The sequence below is a fragment of the Herbaspirillum lusitanum genome (assembly GCF_026127345.1).
In the GTDB taxonomy this organism is placed as follows: domain Bacteria; phylum Pseudomonadota; class Gammaproteobacteria; order Burkholderiales; family Burkholderiaceae_D; genus Herbaspirillum; species Herbaspirillum lusitanum.
Map to the genome: position 1 here is coordinate 16,514 of NZ_QXFG01000014.1, position 22,752 is coordinate 39,265.

At 62.8% G+C, this 22,752-nt stretch carries 20 protein-coding genes; 7 read left to right on the plus strand and 13 right to left on the minus strand.

Annotation, left to right across the window (positions count from 1 at the left end; all coding sequences use genetic code 11):
• The first annotated feature begins 24 nt into the window (after positions 1-24).
• Together DXT88_RS19590 and DXT88_RS19595 are read left to right on the plus strand one after the other, a co-directional pair.
• A complete protein-coding gene (locus DXT88_RS19590) occupies positions 25-1,524 on the plus strand; it encodes a M81 family metallopeptidase (protein WP_265215685.1) in 1,500 nt (499 codons plus the stop codon).
• Between the two features lie 25 nt (positions 1,525-1,549).
• Positions 1,550-2,473, plus strand: coding sequence for a DMT family transporter (locus tag DXT88_RS19595; protein ID WP_265215686.1), 924 nt, complete (start codon positions 1,550-1,552; stop codon positions 2,471-2,473).
• Between the two features lie 12 nt (positions 2,474-2,485).
• Here the strand turns inward: DXT88_RS19595 and DXT88_RS19600 are convergent, their stop codons facing one another.
• On the minus strand, positions 2,486-4,540 hold the full coding sequence (locus DXT88_RS19600; RefSeq protein ID WP_265215687.1) for a putative bifunctional diguanylate cyclase/phosphodiesterase: 2,055 nt from the start codon (positions 4,538-4,540) through the stop codon (positions 2,486-2,488).
• Between the two features lie 305 nt (positions 4,541-4,845).
• Between DXT88_RS19600 and DXT88_RS19605 the strand changes: the two genes are divergently transcribed.
• On the plus strand, positions 4,846-6,552 hold the full coding sequence (locus tag DXT88_RS19605) for a methyl-accepting chemotaxis protein (RefSeq protein ID WP_265215688.1): 1,707 nt from the start codon (positions 4,846-4,848) through the stop codon (positions 6,550-6,552).
• A 129-nt stretch (positions 6,553-6,681) separates the two neighbouring features.
• Here the strand turns inward: DXT88_RS19605 and DXT88_RS19610 are convergent, their stop codons facing one another.
• From DXT88_RS19610 to DXT88_RS19630, 5 genes are all read right to left on the minus strand, one after another.
• Entirely contained in the window at positions 6,682-7,221 is a 540-nt protein-coding gene (locus DXT88_RS19610; protein ID WP_016833803.1) for a peroxiredoxin family protein, read from the minus strand.
• A 204-nt stretch (positions 7,222-7,425) separates the two neighbouring features.
• Entirely contained in the window at positions 7,426-8,088 is a 663-nt protein-coding gene (locus DXT88_RS19615) for a BON domain-containing protein (RefSeq protein WP_016833802.1), read from the minus strand.
• Positions 8,081-8,677, minus strand: coding sequence for a phosphoheptose isomerase (locus tag DXT88_RS19620; RefSeq protein ID WP_016833801.1), 597 nt, complete (start codon positions 8,675-8,677; stop codon positions 8,081-8,083). Before DXT88_RS19620 ends, DXT88_RS19615 begins: the two co-directional genes overlap by 8 nt.
• Before the next feature lie 172 nt (positions 8,678-8,849).
• Positions 8,850-9,245, minus strand: coding sequence for a YraN family protein (locus DXT88_RS19625; protein WP_265215689.1), 396 nt, complete (start codon positions 9,243-9,245; stop codon positions 8,850-8,852).
• 6 nt (positions 9,246-9,251) lie between these two features.
• A complete protein-coding gene (locus DXT88_RS19630; protein ID WP_265215690.1) occupies positions 9,252-10,472 on the minus strand; it encodes a penicillin-binding protein activator in 1,221 nt (406 codons plus the stop codon).
• A gap of 11 nt (positions 10,473-10,483) precedes the next feature.
• On the opposite strand from DXT88_RS19630, the gene rsmI reads away from it, so the two are divergent.
• Complete coding sequence (gene rsmI / locus DXT88_RS19635) at positions 10,484-11,392, plus strand: 16S rRNA (cytidine(1402)-2'-O)-methyltransferase (protein ID WP_265215691.1); 909 nt, start codon at positions 10,484-10,486, stop codon at positions 11,390-11,392.
• Between the two features lie 17 nt (positions 11,393-11,409).
• Here rsmI and DXT88_RS19640 read toward each other — a convergent pair whose 3' ends face one another.
• The 7 genes from DXT88_RS19640 to DXT88_RS19670 all read right to left on the minus strand — a co-directional run bounded on the left by DXT88_RS19640 (position 11,410) and on the right by DXT88_RS19670 (position 18,893).
• Complete coding sequence (locus DXT88_RS19640) at positions 11,410-11,742, minus strand: SMR family transporter (protein ID WP_016833797.1); 333 nt, start codon at positions 11,740-11,742, stop codon at positions 11,410-11,412.
• Between the two features lie 32 nt (positions 11,743-11,774).
• Positions 11,775-12,845 carry a septal ring lytic transglycosylase RlpA family protein gene (locus DXT88_RS19645; protein ID WP_265215692.1) on the minus strand — a complete coding sequence of 357 codons (1,071 nt, stop codon included), beginning with the start codon at positions 12,843-12,845 and terminating at the stop codon, positions 11,775-11,777.
• Between the two features lie 115 nt (positions 12,846-12,960).
• On the minus strand, positions 12,961-14,070 hold the full coding sequence (rodA, locus tag DXT88_RS19650) for a rod shape-determining protein RodA (protein WP_265215693.1): 1,110 nt from the start codon (positions 14,068-14,070) through the stop codon (positions 12,961-12,963).
• A 4-nt stretch (positions 14,071-14,074) separates the two neighbouring features.
• Positions 14,075-16,012, minus strand: a complete 1,938-nt coding sequence (gene mrdA, locus DXT88_RS19655) for a penicillin-binding protein 2 (protein WP_016832005.1) — start codon at positions 16,010-16,012, stop codon at positions 14,075-14,077.
• Between the two features lie 23 nt (positions 16,013-16,035).
• On the minus strand, positions 16,036-16,548 hold the full coding sequence (mreD, locus tag DXT88_RS19660) for a rod shape-determining protein MreD (protein WP_016832004.1): 513 nt from the start codon (positions 16,546-16,548) through the stop codon (positions 16,036-16,038).
• Positions 16,545-17,600, minus strand: coding sequence for a rod shape-determining protein MreC (gene mreC, locus DXT88_RS19665; protein WP_265215694.1), 1,056 nt, complete (start codon positions 17,598-17,600; stop codon positions 16,545-16,547). The genes mreD and mreC overlap by 4 nt, the downstream gene beginning before the upstream one ends.
• A gap of 249 nt (positions 17,601-17,849) precedes the next feature.
• A complete protein-coding gene (locus DXT88_RS19670; RefSeq protein ID WP_050463753.1) occupies positions 17,850-18,893 on the minus strand; it encodes a rod shape-determining protein in 1,044 nt (347 codons plus the stop codon).
• 272 nt (positions 18,894-19,165) lie between these two features.
• Here DXT88_RS19670 and gatC point away from each other — a divergent pair, with 272 nt between their 5' ends.
• From gatC to gatB, 3 genes are all read left to right on the plus strand, one after another.
• Positions 19,166-19,468, plus strand: coding sequence for an Asp-tRNA(Asn)/Glu-tRNA(Gln) amidotransferase subunit GatC (gene gatC / locus DXT88_RS19675; protein WP_029363334.1), 303 nt, complete (start codon positions 19,166-19,168; stop codon positions 19,466-19,468).
• A 98-nt stretch (positions 19,469-19,566) separates the two neighbouring features.
• The gene (gene gatA / locus DXT88_RS19680) at positions 19,567-21,033 is read left to right on the plus strand and encodes an Asp-tRNA(Asn)/Glu-tRNA(Gln) amidotransferase subunit GatA (protein WP_265215695.1); all 1,467 of its coding nucleotides are present in this window, start codon (positions 19,567-19,569) and stop codon (positions 21,031-21,033) included.
• A gap of 46 nt (positions 21,034-21,079) precedes the next feature.
• Positions 21,080-22,540, plus strand: a complete 1,461-nt coding sequence (gene gatB / locus DXT88_RS19685) for an Asp-tRNA(Asn)/Glu-tRNA(Gln) amidotransferase subunit GatB (protein WP_265215696.1) — start codon at positions 21,080-21,082, stop codon at positions 22,538-22,540.
• The last annotated feature ends 212 nt before the right edge of the window (positions 22,541-22,752 follow it).

The window sequence follows — 22,752 nt, forward strand, 5'->3', positions numbered from 1 at the left end:
ATATAGAACCAGCAAGGAATAGTCATGCCGTTGAAAATTGTCATCGCACGCCTGAATCACGAGACCAACACCTTCTCCCCGATCCCGACGCCGCTGGAGGCCTTCCTGCCGCAATGGGACGGTGCTGCCTACCAGGACCAGAAAGGCGCACGCACCGCGATGGGCGCCTTCCTCGACATCGCTGACGGCATCGCTGCCACTATCGTGACGCCATTGTCCGCAACGGCCAACCCGAGCGCGACGGTGGCCGCCGATGCTTATATGCTGATGACCGACGCCATCGTGCGGGCAATCGAGGGCGGCTGCGACGCCATCATGCTCGACCTGCACGGCGCGATGGTGGCGGAAAACGCCGATGACGGCGAAGGCGCGCTGCTCGAACGCATCCGCAAAGTCGCACCGCATGTACCGCTGTGCGTGGCGCTCGACCTGCACGGCAACGTCACGCAAAAGATGGTCGACAACGCCGACATCATCGTCAGCTTCAAGACCTATCCGCACATCGACATGTATGAAACCGGTGAACATGCCGGGCGCCTGCTGGTGGAGCTGCTGCAGAAGAAATCGCATCCAGTCACCGGCTGGCGGCAAATACCACTGCTGTCGGCGACGCTGACCAGCAATACCTCGGCCTCGGCCATGCTGCGCGCAGTCGAACAGGCCAGGCAGGCCGAGAAACAGGCGGGCGTATTGGCGGTATCGGTGCTGGCAGGATTCCCGCTGTCCGACTTCCGCGATGCCGGCATGTCGGTAGTGGTGGTGACCGACAACGATATCGCGCTGGCGCAGAACGTCGCCGATGCGATCGCGAAACAGATCTGGGCCGAGCGCGACGACTTCGTCTACGACAGCCAGCCGCTGCGCCAGTCGCTGGCGCATGCGCGCGAAATGGCGGCAGGCGCCGGCAAAGGCCCGGTGCTGTTGCTGGACCATAGCGACAACGTCATGTCGGGCGGCACCTGCAACACCATGGACGTGCTGGAAGCGGCACTGGCCGAAGGCATGCGCGGCATCGCCGCCGGTCCGATCAGCGATCCGGAAGCGGTCGCGCAATTGTTGAAAGCCGGCGTCGGCGCTACCGTCACGCTGGCGGTCGGCAACAAGGTGGCGCTGACGCAGCAGGGCATCGTCAAGACGCCGCTGCAACTGACCGGCAAGGTGCTGGCGATCACCGACGGCGTGTTCCGCGTGTCCGGCCCGATCTATACCGGATCCACCATCAACATGGGCAACAGCGTGCTGTTAGATACCGGCGCTGCCAAGATCGTGATCACCGAAGAACGCGTCGAACCGTATGACCTGGGCGTGTTCACCAGCCTGGGCCTGGACCCGGCAACGATGGATTACGTGATCCTGAAATCGCGCATGTATTGCCGTCCGGTGTTCGTGCCGATCAGCAAGGGCCTGGAAGAATGCGACTCCGACAGCGGCGGCCCGACCAGCTCCAACTTCGATCTGTTCCCGATCCGCAAGGTACGCCGTCCGGTCTATCCGCTGGACGCGACCACACCGTCGCCGGTCTGACGGTCTGACGTTGAGTATTACGACGATGCCATCGACGAGCGCGCAGGGCCGCAAGGACAACGCCAAGGCCAAATTGTTGCTGCTCGTCCTCGGCGTGCTCTGGGGACTCAACTGGCCCGCGGTCAAGGTATCGCTGGGCGGGGTTTCGCCATGGACCTTGCGCAGCATCGGGCTCGGCGCTGCGGCGTGCACGCTGTTCCTGCTGGCGTTCGCACGCGGCCGCAGCCTGTACATCGACCGGCGCGATCGTCCGCACATCGTCATGACCGGCCTGCTCAATATCGCGCTGTTCAATATACTGCTGACCTTCGCCCAGCTCGGTGCGGCGACCTCGCGCGTGGCGATCATCACCTATTCCATGCCGCTGTGGGCGACGCTGTTTGCGCGCATCGCGCTCGGCGAGAAACTCGACCGCGTGCGCGGCATCGGCCTGGCGTTCGGCGCCGGCGGCCTCGCCGTATTGATCGCACCGTTGATCGGCGGCGGCCTGCTGAATTTGCCGCACGGCATCCTCTACGCACTGGCCGCGGCACTGACCTGGGCGGCCGGAACCGTCTATACGAAATGGGCCAGGGTCAATGCGGAACCGCTGGCGATCGCCGCCTGGCAATTGCTGATCGGCGCGCTGGTGGCGCTGGCCGGCTTGCTGTCGTTCGAGGGCTGGCCACACCTGGGTGCGCTACAGTTGACGGTGATGGTCGCGTTGGCTTATCACATCTTTTTCGGTATGGCGGCGGCCTACATCCTGTGGTTCGAAATCATTGCCAGGTTGCCAGCTGGCGTCGCCGCGTTGGGCACTTTGCTGGTGCCGGTGGTCGGCGTCAGCAGCGCGGTGCTGCTGCTCGGTGAACGCCCCAGCATGCCCGACCTGCTGGGCTTCGCGCTGATCTTCGGCGCCGCCGTCTGCGTGCTGCTACCGGCGGGCGCCCTGCGCCTGCGCAGGGTCTGACCGGTTCGCTGATCAGTGCGGCGTGGTCTGCAGCGAATTGACGAAAGCGGTCTTGAGCACATGGTGTGGCACGTAGAGCAAGTCCGTGACCGTCTCCGGCGCCAGCGCGCGCGAAAAGAAAAATCCCTGACCGAAATCGCAACCGATGTTGCGCAGGTGGTCGACCTGCATCTCGGTCTCGGTACCTTCCGCCACCACCTCGATGCCGAGATTGCGCGCCAGCGTCATGATGGTCTGCACGATCTGCAAACGCTCGTGGTCCTCATTCATGCGCATGACGAAGGAACGGTCGATCTTCAACACGTCCAGCGGAAAACGGTGCAGGTAGCTGAGCGATGAATAGCCGGTGCCGAAATCGTCGACGCTGAAGCGCACGCCGATCTCGCGCAACTGCGACAGGATGCGGATGGTGCGCTCGACGTCGCCCATGGTCACGCTTTCGGTGATCTCCAGGCGCAAGGTATTGGGATCGATGCCGGTCTCGGCGACGATCTGCTTGATCTGGTCCACCAGGTTGGGCTGCACGAACTGGCGCGGTGAAATATTGACGCTGATGGTGAGCGGCTTGGCGCGCGGGAATTGCCGGTGCCATTGGTGCATCTGGCGGCAGGCTTCGCGCAGCACCCACATGCCGATGTGGAGGATCAGGCCGGAGTCTTCGGCGACGTCGATGAAGTCGCCCGGATAGACCAGCTCATCCGGCCCGCGCTGCCAACGCACCAACGCCTCGACGCCGACGATGATGCCGCCCTGCAATTCAATGATGGGCTGGTAGTGCAGTACGAATTCATTGTTCTTGAGGGCGTGGCGCAGCGCGGTCTCGATGGCGAGGCGGCTGACCTCGCCCTTGCGCATGCTGCGGTCGAACACTTCGTAGCGACTCTTGCCCATGGCCTTGGCGCGGTGCACGGCGAGGTCCGCATCGCGCAAGACTTCATCGGCGAGCGTATGGCCGACGTCGCTGAACACGATGCCTGTGCTGGCGCTGGCGTAAATTTCCTGGTCGCGGATCAGGAACGGCAACGCCATCGCCGCCTGGATGCGCTCGGCGATGCGCACCGCTGCGCCGACGTCGTCGATGTCGCTCAGCAGCACCGTGAACTCATCGCCGCCCATGCGCGCCAGCGTGTAGCTCGGGCTGATACCCTTGGCGCCCTCCTCTGCCGAGGAGACAGACAAGCCGGGATGATCCGGACGCAGGGCGTTCCTGAGGCGCGCAGCGACCTGGATGATCATGCGGTCGCCGGCCAGGTGGCCGAGGCTGTCGTTGACGATCTTGAAGCGGTCGATGTCGATGAACAGCACGGCGAAGCGCGCGTTGTCGTCTTCCCACTGGCGTTGCAGCGCCTGCTCCAGCTGTTGCAGGAACAGGCTGCGGTTGGGCAGGCCGGTCAGCGCATCATGCGAAGCGTCGTGCGCCAACCGCCGCAGCGCCAGTGCGCGCCCGGCGACGCGCCCGAGGCGCGTGCCGATCTGACGCATCAGGTTCATCAGGCGCAGCAAGTTGTCGTCCAGCGGCAGGATGCGCACCGAGAAGAATTCCAGCACCGCCACCACATCGCCGCCGCTCATCACCGGAAAAGCGATCGCCGCGCGGATGCCGGCCGAGCGTGCGATGTCGGCGCGCAGCGCATCGCGATCAGCGCCGAGATTGACGATCCAGACCGGCGCGGCTTCCTTCAGCACGCGTCCGGGCAGGTCTTGCTCGGCCAGGAATTGCGGGTCGCCGGACATGCAGCGGAAGGCGAAAAATTCGGGCCGGTTGGCGCCATGCCAGATGCCGCTGGAAACCAGGACGGATGGCTTGGCGCCCTTGCGCACGTGGAAGCAGTGACCGAGCGGCCAGCCGGTGTAGCGGCAGATCTCATCGATGGCGAATTGCAGCGCCTGGTCGAGCGTGTCGGCATCGTTGGCAGCCGCAGTGACGGCTTCGAGCACTTGCAGCTGGCGCAGGCGGCTTTCGGTGGCGATGTCGGCCTGCAGGCGGGCGTCGCGTTCACGCACCAGCGACTGCGTCAGTTTTTCTAATTCCGCGGCATGCGCAGCCACGTCCGGTTTTATTGTCATGTGATCGTGAAAGTGATCGCGAAGTGAGTGATGCGGCGCCATGCGCATTGCCGTGGTGCACTTCCGAAGCATTGGATTATAGCGGCACGTTGTCACTATTGCATGACGGCATTCCGGTCATATCGCGTTAATTTCGCCCGTCCTCACGTACAGCTGACCGCAGCGTTGACAAAAGGCCGGACAAAGCACCGCTCACCTGCGGTTTGAAGCCCAATCGCTGTGATACGCTGGACCGAAAACAATAATTCAACGCTCGCGCCTACCGGCGCGGAAATGAAAACGCAGTACGGGAAAAGGAGACGGCCATGAAGAACTACAAGATAGGTGTGCGACTCGGTATCGGTTTTATCGCCATGCTGATGTTGATGGCGGTCATGGTGGGCATCGGCGTCTGGCGCCTGCAAGGCATCGGCGACGCCACCGACGACATGGTGAAAAATGCCTTGCAGAAAGAACGCGACGCTTCGCGCTGGCACGCCGCCATCAAGGAAAACGGCGTGCGCACCTTCGCCGTGATGCGCAGCGACGATGCCGAATTCCAGAAGTACTTCCAGACCCAGATCGATGCAGAATCGAAGAAGGTCAGCGATACCCAGAAACGGGTGGAAGCGGCGATTTCTTCACCGGAAGAGAAGCAGCTGTTCGACGAAGTCGGCAAGCTGCGCGCCGTCTATCGCACGACGCGCGAAGATATTTTCAAGATGAAGACCGCCGGCAACGCAGAGGAAGCCAAGCAGCTGACCAACACCAAACTGGTCAAGATGATGGACGAGTACTCCGGCAGCGTGCTGAAGTACGCCAACTACCAGACCGAGATCATCAATCAGGCCGCGCAGCATATCAACGACAGTTATCAATCGGGGCGCACCTTGCTGCTGAGCCTGGGCATGATCGAATTGATCCTTGGCGGCCTTCTTGGCTGGCTGCTGACGCTGAGCATCACGCGTCCGCTCAATGAGGCGGTGAGCATCGCCGAGACGGTGGCCTCGGGCGACCTGACCTCGCACATCGACGGCAGCGGCAAGGATGAAACCAGCAAACTGCTGCAGGCGCTCAAGACCATGAACGACAACCTGCTCAATATCGTCGGCGAAGTGCGCAGCGGCACCGACACCATCGCCACCGCCTCGAGTGAAATCGCCACCGGCAATCTCGACCTCTCGGCGCGCACCGAAAGCCAGGCCGGCGCGCTGGAGGAAACCGCTTCCGCGATGGAGGAACTGACCTCGACCGTGAAGCAGAACGCCGACAACGCGCGCCAGGCCAATCAACTCGCCGTGTCTGCATCCGAAGTGGCGGTACAAGGGGGCAGCGTGGTCGGCCGGGTGGTCGACACCATGGGGGCGATCAACGAATCGTCGAAGAAAATCGTCGACATCATCAGCGTGATCGACGGCATCGCTTTCCAGACCAACATCCTCGCCTTGAATGCCGCGGTGGAAGCCGCGCGCGCCGGAGAACAGGGCCGCGGCTTTGCGGTGGTGGCCTCCGAAGTGCGCAGCCTGGCGCAACGCTCGGCGGCGGCGGCCAAGGAGATCAAGGCGCTGATCGACGATTCGGTGGAAAAAGTGGGTTCCGGCAGCAAGCTGGTGGAACAGGCCGGCGCCACCATGACCGAAGTGGTCGCCAGCGTCAGACGCGTGACCGATATCGTCGGCGAGATCAGTTCGGCCAGCCAGGAACAGAGCGACGGCATCGAGCAGGTCAATCGCGCGATCACGCAGATGGACGAGACCACGCAGCAGAACGCCGCGCTGGTCGAGCAGGCCGCCGCCGCCGCGCAATCGCTGCAGGATCAGGCCAGCACGCTGACCCGGGTGGTCAGCGTGTTCAAGCTGGACAACACCGCCGTGGCGGTCAAGCCGGCGCTGCGCACGCTCGACATCACGCCGCAGCGCAAGCCGGCTGCAGCGACGCGGGCGCGCGTGGCGAAAGCCGATGCGCCCAAGCTGAAGCAGGCACCGGCATCAGTCCCTGCCAAGGCGTCCGAAGGAGACTGGGAACAGTTCTGACGATGATGCTCCGCTCTGGATTCAGTTTTGGATTCAGTACTGAATTCAGCGCTGAACTCAGATCAGGAAGCCCCATGAAAAACGCCGGCATGCAGCCGGCGTTTTTCATTGCGGAATCAGATATCCGCTTCAGGCGGCCAGCGCCTTTTCCAGCAACTGGTGCAATTCGGCGAACTGCGGCTCGCCGACGTAGCGCTTGAGGATGCTGCCGTCCTTGCCGATGACGAAGGTGGTCGGCGTCAGCTTGACGTCGCCGAAGGCCTTGGCCAGCGTGTCTTGCGAATCGAGCGCGACCTTGAAGGGCAGCTTGCGGGTTTCGGTGTAATTGAGGACGTAGTTCGGCGGATCGTAGCTCATCGCGACGGCAACGAAGTCCAGGCCCTGGTCCTTGTACTTGTTGTAGGTCGAGATCATCTGCGGCATTTCACCGATGCAGGTGGTGCAGCTGGTGGCCCAGAAGTTGACCATCACGACCTTGCCGCGCAAGTCCTTGAGCGCGACCTTCTGGCCGTCCAGTTTGACGAAGGTGACGTCCGGGGCGGTATTGCGCGCCGACAGCGAGCTATAGCCGAACAAGGCCACGGCTGCGACGACGGCCAGTCCGCCCAGCTTGAGGCCGAGGCGGCGGCGCGGCGTTGCAGCGGGCGAGGTGGCGTTTTTGGCTTCCATGTTCTTTCCGTAGCGGTATTGCCGGATGACAAGGCGACAACATCAAACAGTGCCAGACCATCCGGAAGCGTCAGTCGATCCGCTCATTATAGAACTCATTTCGGAATGAGTTCAGGCGCCATGAAAAAACCGCCGGACCATGAACAATCATGAACGCGGCGGCTCCGGCCTGCTGCAGCGACTTGCCCTGCGGCAGGCTCCGGCTTACTTGGCCGGATCCGGCGGTGCCTGGCGGGAATACTGCTTGAGTTCTTCTTCCGAAATGTATTCGTACAGCGTCACAACCTTTTGCACGCCGCTCACGCCGGCAGCGATATCCGCCGCGCGCTTGCCTTCGCGTTCGGTCACGCGACCCATGATGTAGACGATGCCGCGTTCGGTGGTGACCTTGAACGCGCTGGAATACAGATCCTTGGCATCGACCAGGCTGGCCAGCACTTTGCTGGTCACGAGGGCGTCGCCGGAACGCGACGAGAAGTTGGACGAGCCTGAAACGGCCAGTTCGTTGAACACGCCTTCGACGCCCGGCAGGCTCTTGATCTCGCGTTCGGCGGCGGCCTTGGATGCTTCGTCAGGCACTTCGCCGCTCAGCAGAACCTTGCGGTTGAAGCTGGTGACGTTGACGTGGGAGCCTTGCGGCACCACGCCGGGGATGTTGGCTTCGCCCTTGATCACGATGGATTTGTCCTCGGTCTGCGCGCCCAGCGTGCGGCGATCAGTCGCGGCAAAGGTGCCGGCCAGCAAACCGCCGGCCAGTACGCCGAAGCAGCCCTGCAAGCCGATCGCCAGCATGCCGCACACGGCGGCGGCCGCCAGCGGACGGCGCAACTTCGACAACGTGGTCCAGCCAGCCTTGACATCATTCATGCACATCACCTCCAAAGAGCGCGACATCGATACCGTCGCAAATACAATGCAAAGTCACCAGATGCACTTCCTGGATGCGCGCGGTACGGTCATGCGGCACACAGATATGCACATCGGCGTCGGTCAGTTTCTTGCCGATGGCGCCACCGCCTTTACCGGTCAGCGCCACCACGCGCATGTCGCGCTCCTGGGCGATATCGATGGCTGCCAGCACATTGCCGGAATTGCCCGAGGTCGAGAACGCCAGCAACACGTCGCCGGCCTGGCCGAAGGCCTGGACCTGCTTCGAGAAGATTTCCAGGTAGCTGTAGTCGTTGCCGACCGCGGTCAGGATCGAGGTGTCCGTCGTCAATGCCAGCGCCGGCAGCGGCAGGCGCTCACGTTCAAAACGGCCCACCAGTTCGGCGGCGAAATGTTGGCAGTCCGCTGCCGAACCGCCGTTGCCGCAGGCAAGAATCTTGTTGCCATTCGACAGCGCGGTGAACATAAGTTCAATTGCCTGCTCGATCGGCTGCGCCAGCACGGCGCCGGCGTGGATCTTGAGTTCGGCACTTTCCTGAAAATGCGAAAGGATACGTTGATTGGTCATGGTGCGAGTAGGTTTAACGATGCATGAAGAACGACATTGTCTGGTGCGTTCGCCCGGATTGCCGGCCTGAAACTGGTAGGCAGCGGCAGATTGTGCCGATAAGCTCGCCAATTATAGTGTAGTTGGGGGGCGGCCCCGCTTATGCAAGCGGTAAAGAAGCGTGGCAACAAGTTTACGAAGTTGCTTCCACGGCATTTTTCAGCCAGTTCATGCGGTCGCCGTCGTAGCCGATCACATCGAAGCGGCAGGCCGGCGGCATGCGGTAGCGCTGCAGGAAGATCTGGGCAGCGACGATCAGGCGGCGCTGCTTGGCCTGCGTGACGCTGGCCAGCGCCCCGCCGAAGCTGTCCTTGCTGCGCTTGCGCACTTCGACGAACACCAGCGTGTCGCCGTCCTGCATGATGAGATCGATTTCGCCGCCCTTGCAGCGGAAGTTGCGTTCGACCTGGCGCAATCCTTCGCCGCGCAGGAAGGCCAGGGCGGCATCCTCGGCGGCGTCGCCGCTGACTTGCTTGCTGGTGCGCGGGTCGGTGTCGGCCTTGCCGCGCAGCCGGTCGAACAAGGCCATGCGCGTTCAGCGCTGGTTGGCCACCGGAACCGCGACGCCGTCCTGGTAGACGGCCTGGGTTTCCTTGCGTTGGAAGTACGTGGCGCCGGCACCGATATTGGCGTTGATCTGGCCGGTCACGCCGTCGATGTCGAAGCCGGAACGCTGCGCCGCGATTTCGCTGGCGACGCGAAAGGCGTCGATGCCAAGCGCGTACAGGCGCTCGAGGTCGGCGTTGGGCTTGCCGTCGGTATTGGCGACCGAGCGTGGATAGGCGGCCACGGCGGCGTGGTCGGCCTGCAATTGCCACGGCATGTCGACCAGATGCACGCCGTCGAGCTCGGGCAGACGGCTGTCGTTGACAGGCGGCGCCGTGTTGGCGGCCGCCGCTTTCGCGGCCGCATCCAACGCTGCCGTCGCCGTCGCCAGCGTCAGCGGATTCAGTTGCGAGGTTCCATAGAGCGGAATCTCGCTGCCGATGGCGCTGCGCAGCTGGATGGTCTGGGCGGCGTCGAGCGCGACGAACAGCAGCGCCGGCCTTTCCGCCTGGATGCGCTGGCTCAGTTGCGCCAGGCCGCTGGCGCTGAGCGCGTTGTTGGGCACGCTCAGTTCGAGGTTGTCGACCGTCAGGCCGATCTGCCGGGCCTGCTGGGTGAAGGCTTTGGCGGCACGGCGCTGCCAGGCGACATTGGTGGCGACCGAAAAGATCTTGCCGGGCGTCTTGACGCGTTCGGTCCAGGCAGCGACCTGGCGTGCTTCGTCTTCGATCGACAAACCCATCAGCAGCAGTTGGCGCGGCAGGCGCTGCTCGGCGCCGTCGGGAAGATCCGGCTGCGCCAGCGCGATGGTCGGCTTGACGATATTGTTCGATTGCGCCAGTGCGGTCACGGCGCTGCGCGCCAGCGGTCCGACGATGATGTCGTATTTGGCGGCAGCGTCGTTGTACGCGCTCAGCACATCCTGCACGGAGTCGCCGGTTTCGATGATGGTGATGACGAAATTGTCGCGGGTACGTTCGGAGGCGGTCAGGAAACCGGTGCGCACCGCATCGGCGGCGGCGCCGAACACGCTGGAACGCAGCGGCAGCAGCAGCGCCATGCGTTTGGGCGGCGGCGCGTTGTCGCTTTGGGCGAGCGGCGCCGGTTCAGGCGGGGCATTCTCCGCAACGGTTGTATTTGCCTGCACGGAAGCGCACAATCCGCTCAGCATGACAGTCTGCAAGATGACTTTCGCCCATTTTCCCAACATTATCTTCTCCAATGAGTCACCCCAACTCCAGCGCGGCAGCCGCGTCGTCAGTCCTGAGCGAGGCCGCGCAGCAGACGTATCCCGAGTCGGCATTATATGTGCTGGCCACGCCCATCGGAAATGTTTGCGACGTGACGTTGCGCGCTTTGCACGTCCTGGCCATCGCCGACGCAGTCGCCTGCGAAGACACCCGCAACACCAGCCATCTGCTCACGCGCTACGGCATCAGCCAGACGCTGATCGCGGCGCACGAACACAATGAACGCGAAGCCGCCGAGAAGATCATCGCGCGCCTGCAGCAGGGCCAGCGCATCGCCCTGGTGTCGGATGCCGGCACCCCGGCGGTGTCGGATCCGGGCGCGCGCATCGTCGAGGCAGTGCGTGCAGCGGGATTGCGGGTGGTGCCGCTGCCGGGCCCGTCGGCGGCGGTGACGGCGCTGTCTGCGAGCGGACTGGTCAACGACGCGTTCCGCTTCATCGGCTTCCTGCCGAATAAATCAAAACAGCGCGAACATGCGCTGCAAAAGCTGGCGGGCGATGCCGCCACGCTGGTGTTCTACGAAGCGCCGCATCGCATCGTCGAAACCATTGACGCGCTGCTGCTGGCGTTCGGCCCCGAGCGTCACGTCGTCCTCGGGCGTGAACTGACCAAGCTGTTTGAAACCGTGCACCGTTGCCCACTGGCAGAAGCGCCGTCCTGGCTGGCCGAGGACGCCAACCGCCAGCGCGGCGAATTCGTGGTGCTGGTGGAAGGTGCGCCGGCGGCCGGCGACGACAACGACGCAGAAGCCGAACGCGTGCTGCGCATCCTGCTGGAAGAATTGCCGCTCAAGCAGGCGGCGGGACTGGCCGCGCAAATCACCGGCCAAAAGAAAAACGCGCTCTATGAGCGCGCTTTGCAGATCAAGGATGCGGGTTGAAGCATTTCGTCAATGCATCAGTGCACCGTCGATTTTGAAAACAGGTTGAGCACGACCACGCCGACCAGGATCAATGCCATGCCGATGATGGCGGGCAGGTCCAGCGATTGGCCGTACAGGAAATACGCCACGACCGAAATCAGCACGATCCCCAGCCCCGACCAGATCGCGTACACGATGCCGACCGGGATCGATTTCAACGTCAGCGACAGACACAGGAAAGCCACTGCATAGCCGATCACCACCATGATCGACGGCAGCAGGCGTGTAAAGCCTTCGGCCGCGCGCAGGGCGGAGGTGGCGATGACTTCGGCCACGATGGCGATGCCCAGCAACAAATAAGGATGCATGCGTCTGTTCCCGTGAAGTAGAGTGAATCGGATCAGCGCTCGACCACGAACGGCGTCACGCTGCTGCGCTGACGCACGATCTGGGCGGCGTCCATGGCCGCCGGACGGGTCGCGTAAGGACCGGCGTACAAACGGTACAAGCCGTTGACGACGACTGCTTCCATTTTTTCAACGGCGCCGTTGAGGCTTTGCATCAGCTTGTCGCGTGCGGCGAGGGCATTGGTTTCCTGCGCATACGCGCCGAACTGCAGATAGAAACCGTTGGCCAGCGCTGCACCGGCCGGCGCTGCCGAGGTTGGCGCAGAAGAAGATGCAATGACCGCCGGCGCAGTCGTCATCGCCACCGGCACGATCTGCCCCTGCGGTGCAACGCTGCCGACCGAGACCGGTTCCGCCGCCGGCGCTGCGGCCACGGTGTTCGGAATGCCGTTGCGCTTGTTCTCAGCCATGCGTGCGATGTCTTCGGGCAGCAGGCGTTCGACTTCCAGCTCGCTGCTGCCGGAAGACAAGTAACCGAGTTTGAGCGCGGCGGTATAGGACAAGTCGATGATGCGCGTCGAGTGGAACGGTCCGCGATCGTTGATGCGCACGATCACCTGCGCGCCGGTCTTCAGGTTGGTGACGCGCGCGTACGACGGAATCGGCAAGGTCGGGTGCGCGGCTGACATCTTGTACATGTCGTACAGCTCGCCGGATGACGTCTTCTGGCCGTGGAATTTCTTGCCGTACCAGCTGCCGATGCCGCGCTGCTTGAACGGACGGTTGTCGCTGATCGGGGTGTAAGTCTTGCCGAAGACGGTATAGGGACGCAGCGCCGATTTCGAATACGGCTCGACGCGCGGTTCGGCGTCAGGCGTGTCGAGCAGCCCATCCGGCGGCTGGTCGCCCGGACCGTCGTCCTTGTAATAGCCGCCACGACCGGAGCCCGCTGCAGGCAGCGCCGGTAAAGGCTTGCCGTTGGCGCTGCGCGCTGCCGGCGTGGAAGCGGACGCCGACGGCGACGGATTGAGCGGCGGCGCACTGCTGCATGCCGCCAGCGCCAGCGGCGCCAATAAGGACAACCAACGCATCACGCGCGGCGTCGAGACAAGAAAATCCCGCATTTCAATGTTCCCTGAGCATCAGTTGTTGTAGGAGATCGAGCGCAACGATACCAGAGTATCGGCGACGCACGCCCGTCATTACAAAATCATGCAGTCCGCGAAGACTGCGGCGTTATCAGGTTTGCACCAGTTTGCGATGGCGCTGGATACTCATCAGGATGCCCGCGCCCAGTCCCAGCGTGACCAGCGCGGTGCCGCCGTAGCTCATGAACGGCAGCGGCACGCCGACCACCGGCAGGATGCCGCTGACCATGCCCATGTTGACGAAGGCGTAGGTGAAAAAAATCATCGTGATGGAACCGCCCAGCAAACGCGTGAACAGCGTCGGCGCGTTGGCGGTGATCATCAGCCCGCGGCCGATCAACAGCAGATAGAGCACCACCAGGATGGTGTTGCCGATCAGGCCGAACTCTTCCGAGAAGACCGAGAAGATGAAGTCGGTGGTGCGCTCGGGGATGAATTCCAGATGGGTCTGCGTGCCCATCAGCCAACCCTTGCCGGTGACGCCGCCGGAACCGATGGCGATGGTCGACTGGATGATGTGGAAGCCCTTGCCGAGCGGATCCGAGGTCGGGTCGATCAGCATCATCACGCGCTGGCGCTGGTAATCGTGCAGCACCGACCAGATCACCGGCAGGCTGGCGGCGCCGGCGATGGCCAGGCCGGTCAGCACTTTCCACGACAGGCCGGCGAAGAAGATCACGTAGAAGCCGGCTGCCAGCACCAGCACCCCGGTGCCGAGATCGGGCTGGCGGATGATGAGGCCGACCGGGACCGCCAGCAGCAGGCCGGCAATCAGGAACACCGGCCAGCGGATCATTCCTTCGCGTTTCTGAAAGTACCAGGCCAGCATCAGCGGCATGGCGATTTTCATGACTTCCGACGGCTGCACCACCATGCCGATGTTGAGCCAGCGGCGCGAGCCTTTCTTGACGATGCCGAACACCGCCACCGCAATCAGCAACGCCACGCCGACGGTGTAAATCGGCACCGCAAACCGCAACAGCGTCTGCGGCGAGATATTGGCCGCAATCCACATGACAATGAAGGCGACCAGAATATTGCGCAACTGGTCTTCGACGCGGCCGGGGAAATTCATGCCGGCCGAATACAGCGTGACGATGCCGACCGACATGATCAGGAAAATGATCAGCGACAGCGCGCCGTCGAATACCGCCAGATGCGGTTTGATGCGTTGCCAGAGCGGGGGGCGGTGCAAGCTCATTTGTTCAATCCCTGAGATCGTTGCCGACCGCGTCTGTTGCTGGTGGTGTGGCGGCTTCGGCGTCCTTGGCGGCGGCCTTGGCCTTGTCGCCGGGACGCTTGCCGAGCAGGTAGAAGTCGATCGCCTTGCGTGCCAGAGGTGCGGCGGCTTCAGCGCCCCAGCCGCCGTTCTCGACAATGACCGACAGCGCGATGCGCGGCTTGTCGGCCGGAGCGAACGCCGTGAACAAGGCATTGTCCAGCAGATGCGTGGCCAGGCGCTTGGCGTCGTACTTCTCGTTCTTCTTGATCGACACCACCTGCGCGGTGCCGCTCTTGCCGGCCGAGGTGTATTCCGCGCCGGCGAACACGCGCGCGCCGGTGCCTTCCTTGTTGACGCCGACCATGGCCTGCTTGATGACGTCGATGTTTTCCTGCTTCAGCGGAATGCGATAGCTTTCCTTCGGCACGGTGACGGTGCGGCCATGGGTGACGCCGTCCTCGATCATCTTGACCAGATGCGGCTTCATGACGATGCCGTTGTTGGCCAGCGTCGCGGTGGCGTGCGCCATCTGGATCGGCGTGAACGCGTTGTAGCCTTGCCCGATGCCCAGCGAGATGGTTTCGCCGGCGTACCACTTGCGCTGCTCCGGCTTGCGGTAGGCGTTGCGCTTCCATGTGGTGGACGGCAGCAGGCCCTTGCGTTCATGTTCGAGATCGATGCCGGTGACCTGGCCGAAGCCGAACGGCTTCATGAAATCATGGATGGCGTCGACGCCGAGGTCGTTTGCCAGCATGTAGTAATAGGTATCGCAAGAGACCACGATCGAGCGGTACATGTCGACCACGCCGTGGCCGCCTTCCTTGTCGTCGCGGAATTTATGGTTGCCGAGCCAGAAGAAACCCGGGTCGCGGATGGAGTCGGTCGGCTTGCGCTTGCCCAGTTCCAATGCGGCCAGCGCCATGAACGGCTTGTAGGTCGAACCGGGCGGATAAGTGCCGGACAGCGGACGGTTGATGAGTGGACGATCCGGTGAATTGTTCAGCTCGTCCCAGGTTTGCTGGTCGATGCCTTCGACGAACACGTTGGGATCGAACGATGGCTGCGAGACGTAGGCGAGGATGTCGCCGGTGGCGGGGTCGATCGCCACCAGTGCGCCCTTGCGATCGCCGAAGGCTTCTTCGATCACTTTTTGCAGCTCGATGTCGATCGACAGGATCAGGTTCTGGCCCGGGCTGGCGGGCGTGCGCGAGAGGGTGCGCACGGCGCGGCCGCCGGCGGAGATTTCGACTTCTTCGTAGCCGGTGGTGCCGTGCAGCTGGGTCTCGTAGCTTTTCTCCAGGCCTTCCTTGCCGATGTAGTCGGTGCCGTTGTAGTTGGCTTCGTCATCGGAGTCGGAGATGCGGTCGGCATCGCGCTGGCTGATGCGGCCGATGTAGCCGATCACGTGGGCGGCGGTTTTGCCGTACGGGTATTGGCGGAACAGGCGCGCCTGGATGTCGACGCCGGGGAAGCGGTAACGCTGGGCGGTGAACCTGGCAACTTCCTCGTCGGTCAGGCGCGTGCGGATCGGCAGGCTTTCGAAGTTCTTGGATTCTTCCAGCAGCTTGCGAAAACGGCGCCGGTCTTTCGGCTGGATGTCGACCAGCGAGCTCAACTGATCGACCAGGTCGTCGAGGCTGCCGGCAATCTTGGACGGCGTGATTTCAAGCGTGTAAGCGGAGTAATTGCGCGCCAGCACGACGCCGTTGCGGTCCAGGATCAGGCCGCGGTTGGGCACGATGGGCACCACCGAGATGCGGTTTTCTTCGGCCTGTGCGGCGTAGGCGTCGTGGCGCACGATCTGCAACCACACGAAACGCGCCATCAGCAGGCTGAAACACACCAGCACCAGCACCGCGACTGCGAACAGGCGCAACCGGAAGAGCTTCAGTTCATGCTCGGTGTTTTTGAACTCTGTCATGTCGGAGCGCGTGATGACCTGTTCTAGATCGGACGGTTGTCGTCACGATTGATCGCGCGTCGCTGCGGCGCCAGCAGCAGCCACGCCACCACCGGCCACAACAGGGCGCAGACGAAGCTTTCGCTGAAGTAATACCAATGCGGGAATTTGCCGCTGACGATCAGGCGCACGAGCAATTGCACCGCCTGCGTCAACAACAGCAGCGGCAGGATGTGCAGCGCCTGGGTGCCGACCGGGAACCACAGCACGCGGCGGTGGATCATGATCGAAAAGTAGGACAGCAGCGTGTAGGCCAGTGCGTTTTCGCCGAGCAGCGTGGCTTCGTTGACGTCCATCAGCAAGCCCATCATGAAGGCGATGCTGATGCCGATCTTGCGCGGCTCGTGGATAGCCCAGAACACCAGCACCAGCGCCACGAAATCGGGCACGCCGACCCATTGCCCCCACGGCAGCAGGTTGAGCAGGAAGGCGGCCACCAGGCTCAGTGCGATGAACAGCGGATTGGCCGGCAGCAGGATGTAGTGCGGATCGTTCATCGGGCGCTCTTGGCGGGTTGCGCCGGCGTGGCCGCCGGTGGTGTGGCTGGTTTGGCGGCAGGCGCGGCAGCGGCCCCCGCGACAGGCGCGACGCCCTTGCGCTCTTCGTTCGGCGCATCCTTGGGCGACACCGCGTCGCTTTCCTTGGCGCTGTCGCGCAGGCGGCGCTTGAGCAGTTTGTCGACCTTCTCGCCCGCGCCTTCAGGATCAGGACGCGGCGCAGTGGTTTGCTCAACCAGCAGGATCAGCAATTGTTTGTGACGGTCGACACCGGCAGCAGGGAGACAGACGATGTGTGCGAAGGCGTCGGTCGACTTGGTCTCGACCTGCTGCACCGTCGCCACCGACAAGCCCGGCGGATAGATGCCGTCGATGCCCGACGTAACCAGTGCATCGCCCTTCTGGATGTCGGCGTTGGCGGCCATGAAGCGCAGGTCCAGCACGCCCGACTGGCCGCGGCCGTAGGCCACGCTGCGCAGGCCGTTGCGCAAGACCTGCACCGGAATCGCCTGGTCCTTGTCGGTCAGCAGCGTGACTTCGGATGTGAACGGGAATACGCGCGTGACCTGGCCGACGATGCCGACGTCGTCGATCACCGGCTGGCCGGGCGCGACGCCCTGCTGCGAACCGCGATTGAGGATGATCTTGCGGGTGAACGGATCGCGCGCATCGTAGAGGATTTCACCGACCACCGATTTGTTGGTCATGCGTTGCTGCATGCTCAGCAGCTTGCGCAGTTGGATGTTTTCGGCCGCCATCTGGCGCTCCTGCTGCATCAGCTGCGCGTTCATGGCCTGCTGGCGGCGCAGCGCGTCGTTTTCCTTTTGCAGCGCAGTCAGCGAATTGAAGTAATCATCGACCTTGTAGGCGGCGTCGCGCGGCACCATGGCGACCACCTGGAACGGATACAGCATCGTGCCGACCGCCTGGCGCACCATCGATAGCGCGTGCATGCGCGAATCGACCACCAGCATGATGATCGCGATCAGCGCAAAAAAGCCGGCGCGGGCGCGGGCCGAGGCGCCTTGCTTGAAGAGTGGTGGGATATCCATGTGTCGTCAGGCCGAAACCGATGCCGGGTGAGCCGAAAACCGCAACAGCCCGCACACGGCGGGCTGAAGGGAGAGCAGCGGGCGGATACCGGGAAGATTCCGGCCAATGTCAGGAAGGCAACGCGCCGCAGCAGCCGAGATTTGGCCGTTGTGCGAACGTTTGGTTCGCAGCACCGACCCAATCTGCTTGTGCTCAGTCATAGGCGCGTTTCGGTTCCTCGAGGTTGGCCGGACTCCTGTGGCGGAGAATTATTCGTTGGAGAAGATCGAACCCAGTTTGTCCATGCGATCGAGCGCCATGCCGGAACCGCGCACCACGCAAGTCAGCGGGTCTTCCGCCACGATCACCGGCAGGCCAGTTTCTTCCATCAACAAGCGGTCCAGGTCGCGCAGCAGCGCACCGCCACCGGTGAGCATCATGCCCTTTTCGGCGATGTCGGCGCCCAGTTCCGGCGGCGTCTGTTCCAGCGCGTTCTTGACGGCGGACACGATGTTGTTGAGCGGATCGGTCAGCGCTTCCAGGATTTCGTTGCTGGAGATGGTGAACGAGCGTGGAATGCCTTCGGACAGGTTGCGGCCCTTGACTTCCATTTCCTTGACTTCGGAGCCTGGGAAAGCGGAACCGATGGCCTTCTTGATCGCTTCGGCGGTTTGCTCGCCGATCAGCATGCCGTAGTTGCGGCGGATATAGTTGACGATGGCTTCGTCGAACTTGTCGCCGCCAACGCGCACCGAACCCTTGTACACCATGCCGCCCAGCGAGATGATGCCGACTTCCGTAGTGCCGCCGCCGATGTCGACCACCATCGAACCGGTGGCGTCCGAGACCGGCAGGCCGGAGCCGATTGCCGCGGCCATCGGTTCTTCGATCAGGTAGACCTGCGAAGCGCCGGCGCCGAGCGCCGATTCGCGGATCGCGCGGCGTTCCACCTGGGTCGAGCCGCACGGTACGCAGATGATGATGCGCGGGGACGGACGGAACAGCTTGGAGTCGTGCACCATGCGGATGAATTGCTTGAGCATCTGCTCGGTGACGGTGAAATCGGCAATCACGCCGTCCTTCATCGGGCGGATCGCCTCGATGTTGCCGGGAACCTTGCCCAGCATCTGTTTCGCTTCCTTGCCGACCGCCTGGATGGTCTTCTTGCCGTTGGGACCGCCCTGCTGGCGGATGGCGACCACGGAGGGTTCGTCGAGGACGATGCCCTGACCGCGTACGTAAATCAGTGTGTTTGCCGTTCCGAGGTCAATTGCGAGGTCGTTAGAGAAATAACTGCGTAAAAATCCAAACATGAATTGTCCTGATGCGCCAGAGTCGCGCGCGTTGCATTTGGTAAGTGGGGGTGTCTTTTTAAGCCGCGGCGACACAAATACGGCGCCCGCAAGGCATTAGTCCTACATTCTACCTTATAATTTGGGAGAAACCAGCAGGCAAAATAGCCATCCATCCTTGCCTGATAAGAGATTTTTCTGCGTTTTTGCGGGCTTTTGCCTGCGCATTTGCCATCATGGCGATCCGATTTTTCAACACATTAGTTTTTGCGCCCGGCGCGCCCCTTCCTATCATGACTCTTGCCCTTTCCGATGTGAAACGCATTGCCAACCTGTCCCGTCTCGAATTGACGGATGAACAAGCCGGCCAAACTCTGGAAAAACTCAACAGCATCTTTTCGCTGGTGGAACAGATGCGGGCCGTGGATACGACGGGGATCGAGCCGTTGAGCCATCCGATTGCGGCGCTGACCCCCGACCTGTCGCTGCGCCTGCGCGACGACGCGGTGACCGAAACCAACCAGCGCGAGGCCTACCAGCAACCGGCGCCGGCGACCCAGGACGGCCTGTACCTGGTGCCCAAGGTCATCGAATAAATCACGCCGCCGCGCGTCAGACATTGCGCACGAAAACACTGCGCCCGAAAGCTGCTTCGGCGCCTCAGCCTCACCGAACCTGAAACGACATTTTTTTCATGCATACCAAGACCATCAAAGAGCTGTCGACGCTCTTGCAGACCAAGAAAATTTCCGCGGCCGAACTGGCCACGCTGTTCCTCGACCGCATCGGCCAGAGCGACCTCAACGCCTTCCTGCACGTCGACCGCGAACTGACCTTGCAGCAGGCTGCCCAAGCCGACCTCCGCATCGCCAATGGTGATGTCACGCCGCTGACCGGCATCCCGATCGCGCACAAGGATTTGTTCGTGACGCGGGGATGGCGCACCACGGCCGGTTCGAAGATGCTGGAAAATTATGTAAGCCCGTTTGATGCCACCGTGGTGGAACAGTTCAACGCTGCCGGTACTGTTACATTGGGCAAGCTCAACTGCGACGAATTCGCGATGGGTTCGGGCAACGAGAATTCCTATTTCGGCGCCGTGAAAAATCCGTGGGACAAGCGCGCCGTGCCGGGCGGCTCGTCCGGCGGTTCGGCCGCCGCGATTGCTGCGCGCCTGGCGCCCGCCGCCACCGGCACCGACACCGGCGGCTCGATCCGCCAGCCGTCGGCGCTGTGCGGCGTGACCGGCATCAAGCCGACTTACGGCAGCGTCTCGCGCTACGGCATGATCGCGTTTGCTTCGTCGCTCGACCAGGGCGGCCCGATCGCCAAGACCGCCGAAGACTGCGGCCTGCTGCTCAACGCCATGAGCGGTTTCGATCAGCGCGATTCGACCAGCATCGAACGCCCGAAGGAAGATTTCACGCGCTCGCTGAACGACAGCATCAAGGGTCTTCGCATCGGCGTGCCGAAGGAGTTCTTCGGCGCCGGCCTGGCTGCGGATGTGGAACAAGCCGTACGCACCGCGCTCGCGGAATACGAAAAACTCGGCGCCACGCTGGTCGACATTTCGCTGCCGAAAACCGAGCTGTCGATCCCCGTGTATTACGTGATCGCGCCGGCCGAAGCATCGTCGAACCTGTCGCGTTTCGACGGCGTGCGCTACGGCCATCGCGCCGCCGATTACAAGGACCTCGCCGACATGTACCAGAAGACGCGCGCGGAAGGTTTCGGCGACGAAGTGAAGCGCCGCATCCTGGTCGGCGCCTATGTGCTGTCGCACGGTTACTACGACGCGTACTACCTGCAGGCGCAAAAAATCCGCCGCCTGATCGCGCAGGATTTCCAGAATGCGCTGACCGGCCCGGACCGCAAGTGCGACGTCATCATGGGACCGGTCTCGCCGACCGTGGCATGGGACCTGGGCGACAAGACCGACGACCCGGTAGCCAACTACCTGGCCGACATTTTCACGCTGTCGACGAGCCTGGCAGGCCTGCCGGGCATGTCGATCCCGTGCGGATTTGGTCAGGGCGAAAAGAACGGCCAGCGTCCGGTCGGCCTGCAAATCATCGGCAGCTACTACGATGAAGCGCGCCTGCTCAACGTCGCCCACCAATACCAGCAAGTCACCGACTGGCACCTGCGCGCGCCGGCCTGAGCGACGTTTGCCAAAGTAAAACAGTACAGAATCAGCGAGGAATATTATGCAGTGGGAAGTCGTCATCGGTCTGGAAACGCACACGCAGCTTTCGACCGAATCCAAAATTTTCAGCGGCTCGTCGACGCAGTTCGGCTCCGCCCCCAACACCCAGGCCAGCCCGGTCGATCTGGCCTTGCCGGGCGTCTTGCCGGTGCTGAACAAGGGCGCGGTCGAACGCGCCATCCAGTTCGGCCTGGCGATCGGCGCGACGATTGCGCCGCGCTCGGTGTTCGCGCGTAAAAATTATTTCTATCCCGACCTGCCCAAGGGATACCAGATCAGCCAGTTTGAAATCCCGGTGGTCCAGGGCGGCAAGATTTCCTTCGTACTTGAGAAAGACGGCAAGGCCGAAATCAAGACGCTGCAACTGACCCGCGCCCATCTCGAAGAAGACGCCGGCAAGTCACTGCATGAAGACTACCAGGGCATGACCGGCATCGACCTCAACCGCGCCGGCACGCCGCTGCTGGAAATCGTCACCGAACCCGACATGCGCAGCGCCGCCGAAGCCGTGGCCTACGCCAAGGCGCTGCATTCGCTGGTGATGTGGCTGGGCATCTGCGACGGCAACATGCAGGAAGGCTCGTTCCGCTGCGACGCCAACGTCTCGGTGCGCCCGGTCGGCCAGAAGGAATACGGCACCCGCTGCGAGATCAAGAATCTCAACTCGTTCCGCTTCATGGAAGACGCGATCAACTACGAAGTGCGCCGCCAGGTCGAACTGATCGAAGACGGCGGCACCGTGGTGCAGGAAACCCGCCTGTACGATCCGGACAAGAAGGAAACGCGCTCGATGCGCAGCAAGGAAGACGCGCAGGATTATCGCTACTTCCCCGACCCTGATCTGCCGCCGCTGGTGATTGCGCAGGAGTGGATCGCACGCGTGAAAGCCACCATGCCGGAATTGCCGGGCGCGATGCGCGAACGTTTCGTCGGCGATTACGCGCTGACCGAATACGACGCCGCCGTGCTGACGCAGTCGAAGGCGATGGCGTCCTACTTCGAAGCAGTGGTCGCCGCCGCCGGCAAGGAGCAGGCCAAACCCGCCGCCAACTGGCTCATGGGCGACGTCGCCTCGACGCTCAACCGAGAAGACACCGACATCGCCGCCGCGCCGGTCAGCGCGGTGCAGTTTGCGCTGCTGTTGAAGCGCATCGCCGACGGCACCATTTCCAACAAGATCGCCAAGGAAGTCTTCGCCGCCATGTGGGAAGCCAAGTCCGACAAGGACACGCTGGCCGACGACATCATCGAGGCCAAGGGCCTCAAGCAGATTTCCGACAGCGGCGCGCTGGAAGCCATCGTCGACCAGGTGCTGGCAGCCAATGAAAAGTCGGTGGCGGAGTTCCGCTCCGGCAAGGAACAGGCCATCAATGCGCTGATCGGCCAGGCCATGAAAGCCACCAAGGGCAAAGCCAATCCGGCGCAATTGACCGAATTGTTGCGCAAGAAACTGACTGCCTGACCACGGTTTCCGCCCGTGATGACGATCAAAGCCGCTGCCGTTGCAGCGGCTTTTTCTTTTCTGCGCCGCCGGATGCGCAGAAAACGCATATGGTTATGAAAACTTATTACTTGCTGGCCCGGCTGGCGAGGGGTGTAATCCTTGTTTTACCCATACGCGGAGCGGGGTCGCCAGTTGCAAACTGACCGCCGCCGCCCGGCAACGGAGCCAGA

Bases quoted from the DNA above. Each gene is read 5' to 3' on its own strand.
- DXT88_RS19590 (WP_265215685.1), top strand. From the start codon at position 25: ATGCCGTTGAAAATTGTCATCGCACGCCTGAATCACGAGACCAACACC.
- DXT88_RS19630 (WP_265215690.1), bottom strand. From the start codon at position 10,472: ATGTTGGGAAAATGGGCGAAAGTCATCTTGCAGACTGTCATGCTGAGC.
- DXT88_RS19610 (WP_016833803.1), bottom strand. From the start codon at position 7,221: ATGGAAGCCAAAAACGCCACCTCGCCCGCTGCAACGCCGCGCCGCCGC.
- DXT88_RS19625 (WP_265215689.1), bottom strand. From the start codon at position 9,245: ATGGCCTTGTTCGACCGGCTGCGCGGCAAGGCCGACACCGACCCGCGC.
- DXT88_RS19605 (WP_265215688.1), top strand. From the start codon at position 4,846: ATGAAGAACTACAAGATAGGTGTGCGACTCGGTATCGGTTTTATCGCC.
- mreC (WP_265215694.1), bottom strand. From the start codon at position 17,600: ATGGATATCCCACCACTCTTCAAGCAAGGCGCCTCGGCCCGCGCCCGC.
- DXT88_RS19615 (WP_016833802.1), bottom strand. From the start codon at position 8,088: ATGAATGATGTCAAGGCTGGCTGGACCACGTTGTCGAAGTTGCGCCGT.
- DXT88_RS19600 (WP_265215687.1), bottom strand. From the start codon at position 4,540: ATGACAATAAAACCGGACGTGGCTGCGCATGCCGCGGAATTAGAAAAA.
- mreD (WP_016832004.1), bottom strand. From the start codon at position 16,548: ATGAACGATCCGCACTACATCCTGCTGCCGGCCAATCCGCTGTTCATC.
- mrdA (WP_016832005.1), bottom strand. From the start codon at position 16,012: ATGACAGAGTTCAAAAACACCGAGCATGAACTGAAGCTCTTCCGGTTG.
- rsmI (WP_265215691.1), top strand. From the start codon at position 10,484: ATGAGTCACCCCAACTCCAGCGCGGCAGCCGCGTCGTCAGTCCTGAGC.
- rodA (WP_265215693.1), bottom strand. From the start codon at position 14,070: ATGAGCTTGCACCGCCCCCCGCTCTGGCAACGCATCAAACCGCATCTG.
- DXT88_RS19620 (WP_016833801.1), bottom strand. From the start codon at position 8,677: ATGACCAATCAACGTATCCTTTCGCATTTTCAGGAAAGTGCCGAACTC.
- gatC (WP_029363334.1), top strand. From the start codon at position 19,166: ATGACTCTTGCCCTTTCCGATGTGAAACGCATTGCCAACCTGTCCCGT.
- DXT88_RS19645 (WP_265215692.1), bottom strand. From the start codon at position 12,845: ATGCGGGATTTTCTTGTCTCGACGCCGCGCGTGATGCGTTGGTTGTCC.
- DXT88_RS19670 (WP_050463753.1), bottom strand. From the start codon at position 18,893: ATGTTTGGATTTTTACGCAGTTATTTCTCTAACGACCTCGCAATTGAC.
- gatA (WP_265215695.1), top strand. From the start codon at position 19,567: ATGCATACCAAGACCATCAAAGAGCTGTCGACGCTCTTGCAGACCAAG.
- DXT88_RS19595 (WP_265215686.1), top strand. From the start codon at position 1,550: ATGCCATCGACGAGCGCGCAGGGCCGCAAGGACAACGCCAAGGCCAAA.
- gatB (WP_265215696.1), top strand. From the start codon at position 21,080: ATGCAGTGGGAAGTCGTCATCGGTCTGGAAACGCACACGCAGCTTTCG.
- DXT88_RS19640 (WP_016833797.1), bottom strand. From the start codon at position 11,742: ATGCATCCTTATTTGTTGCTGGGCATCGCCATCGTGGCCGAAGTCATC.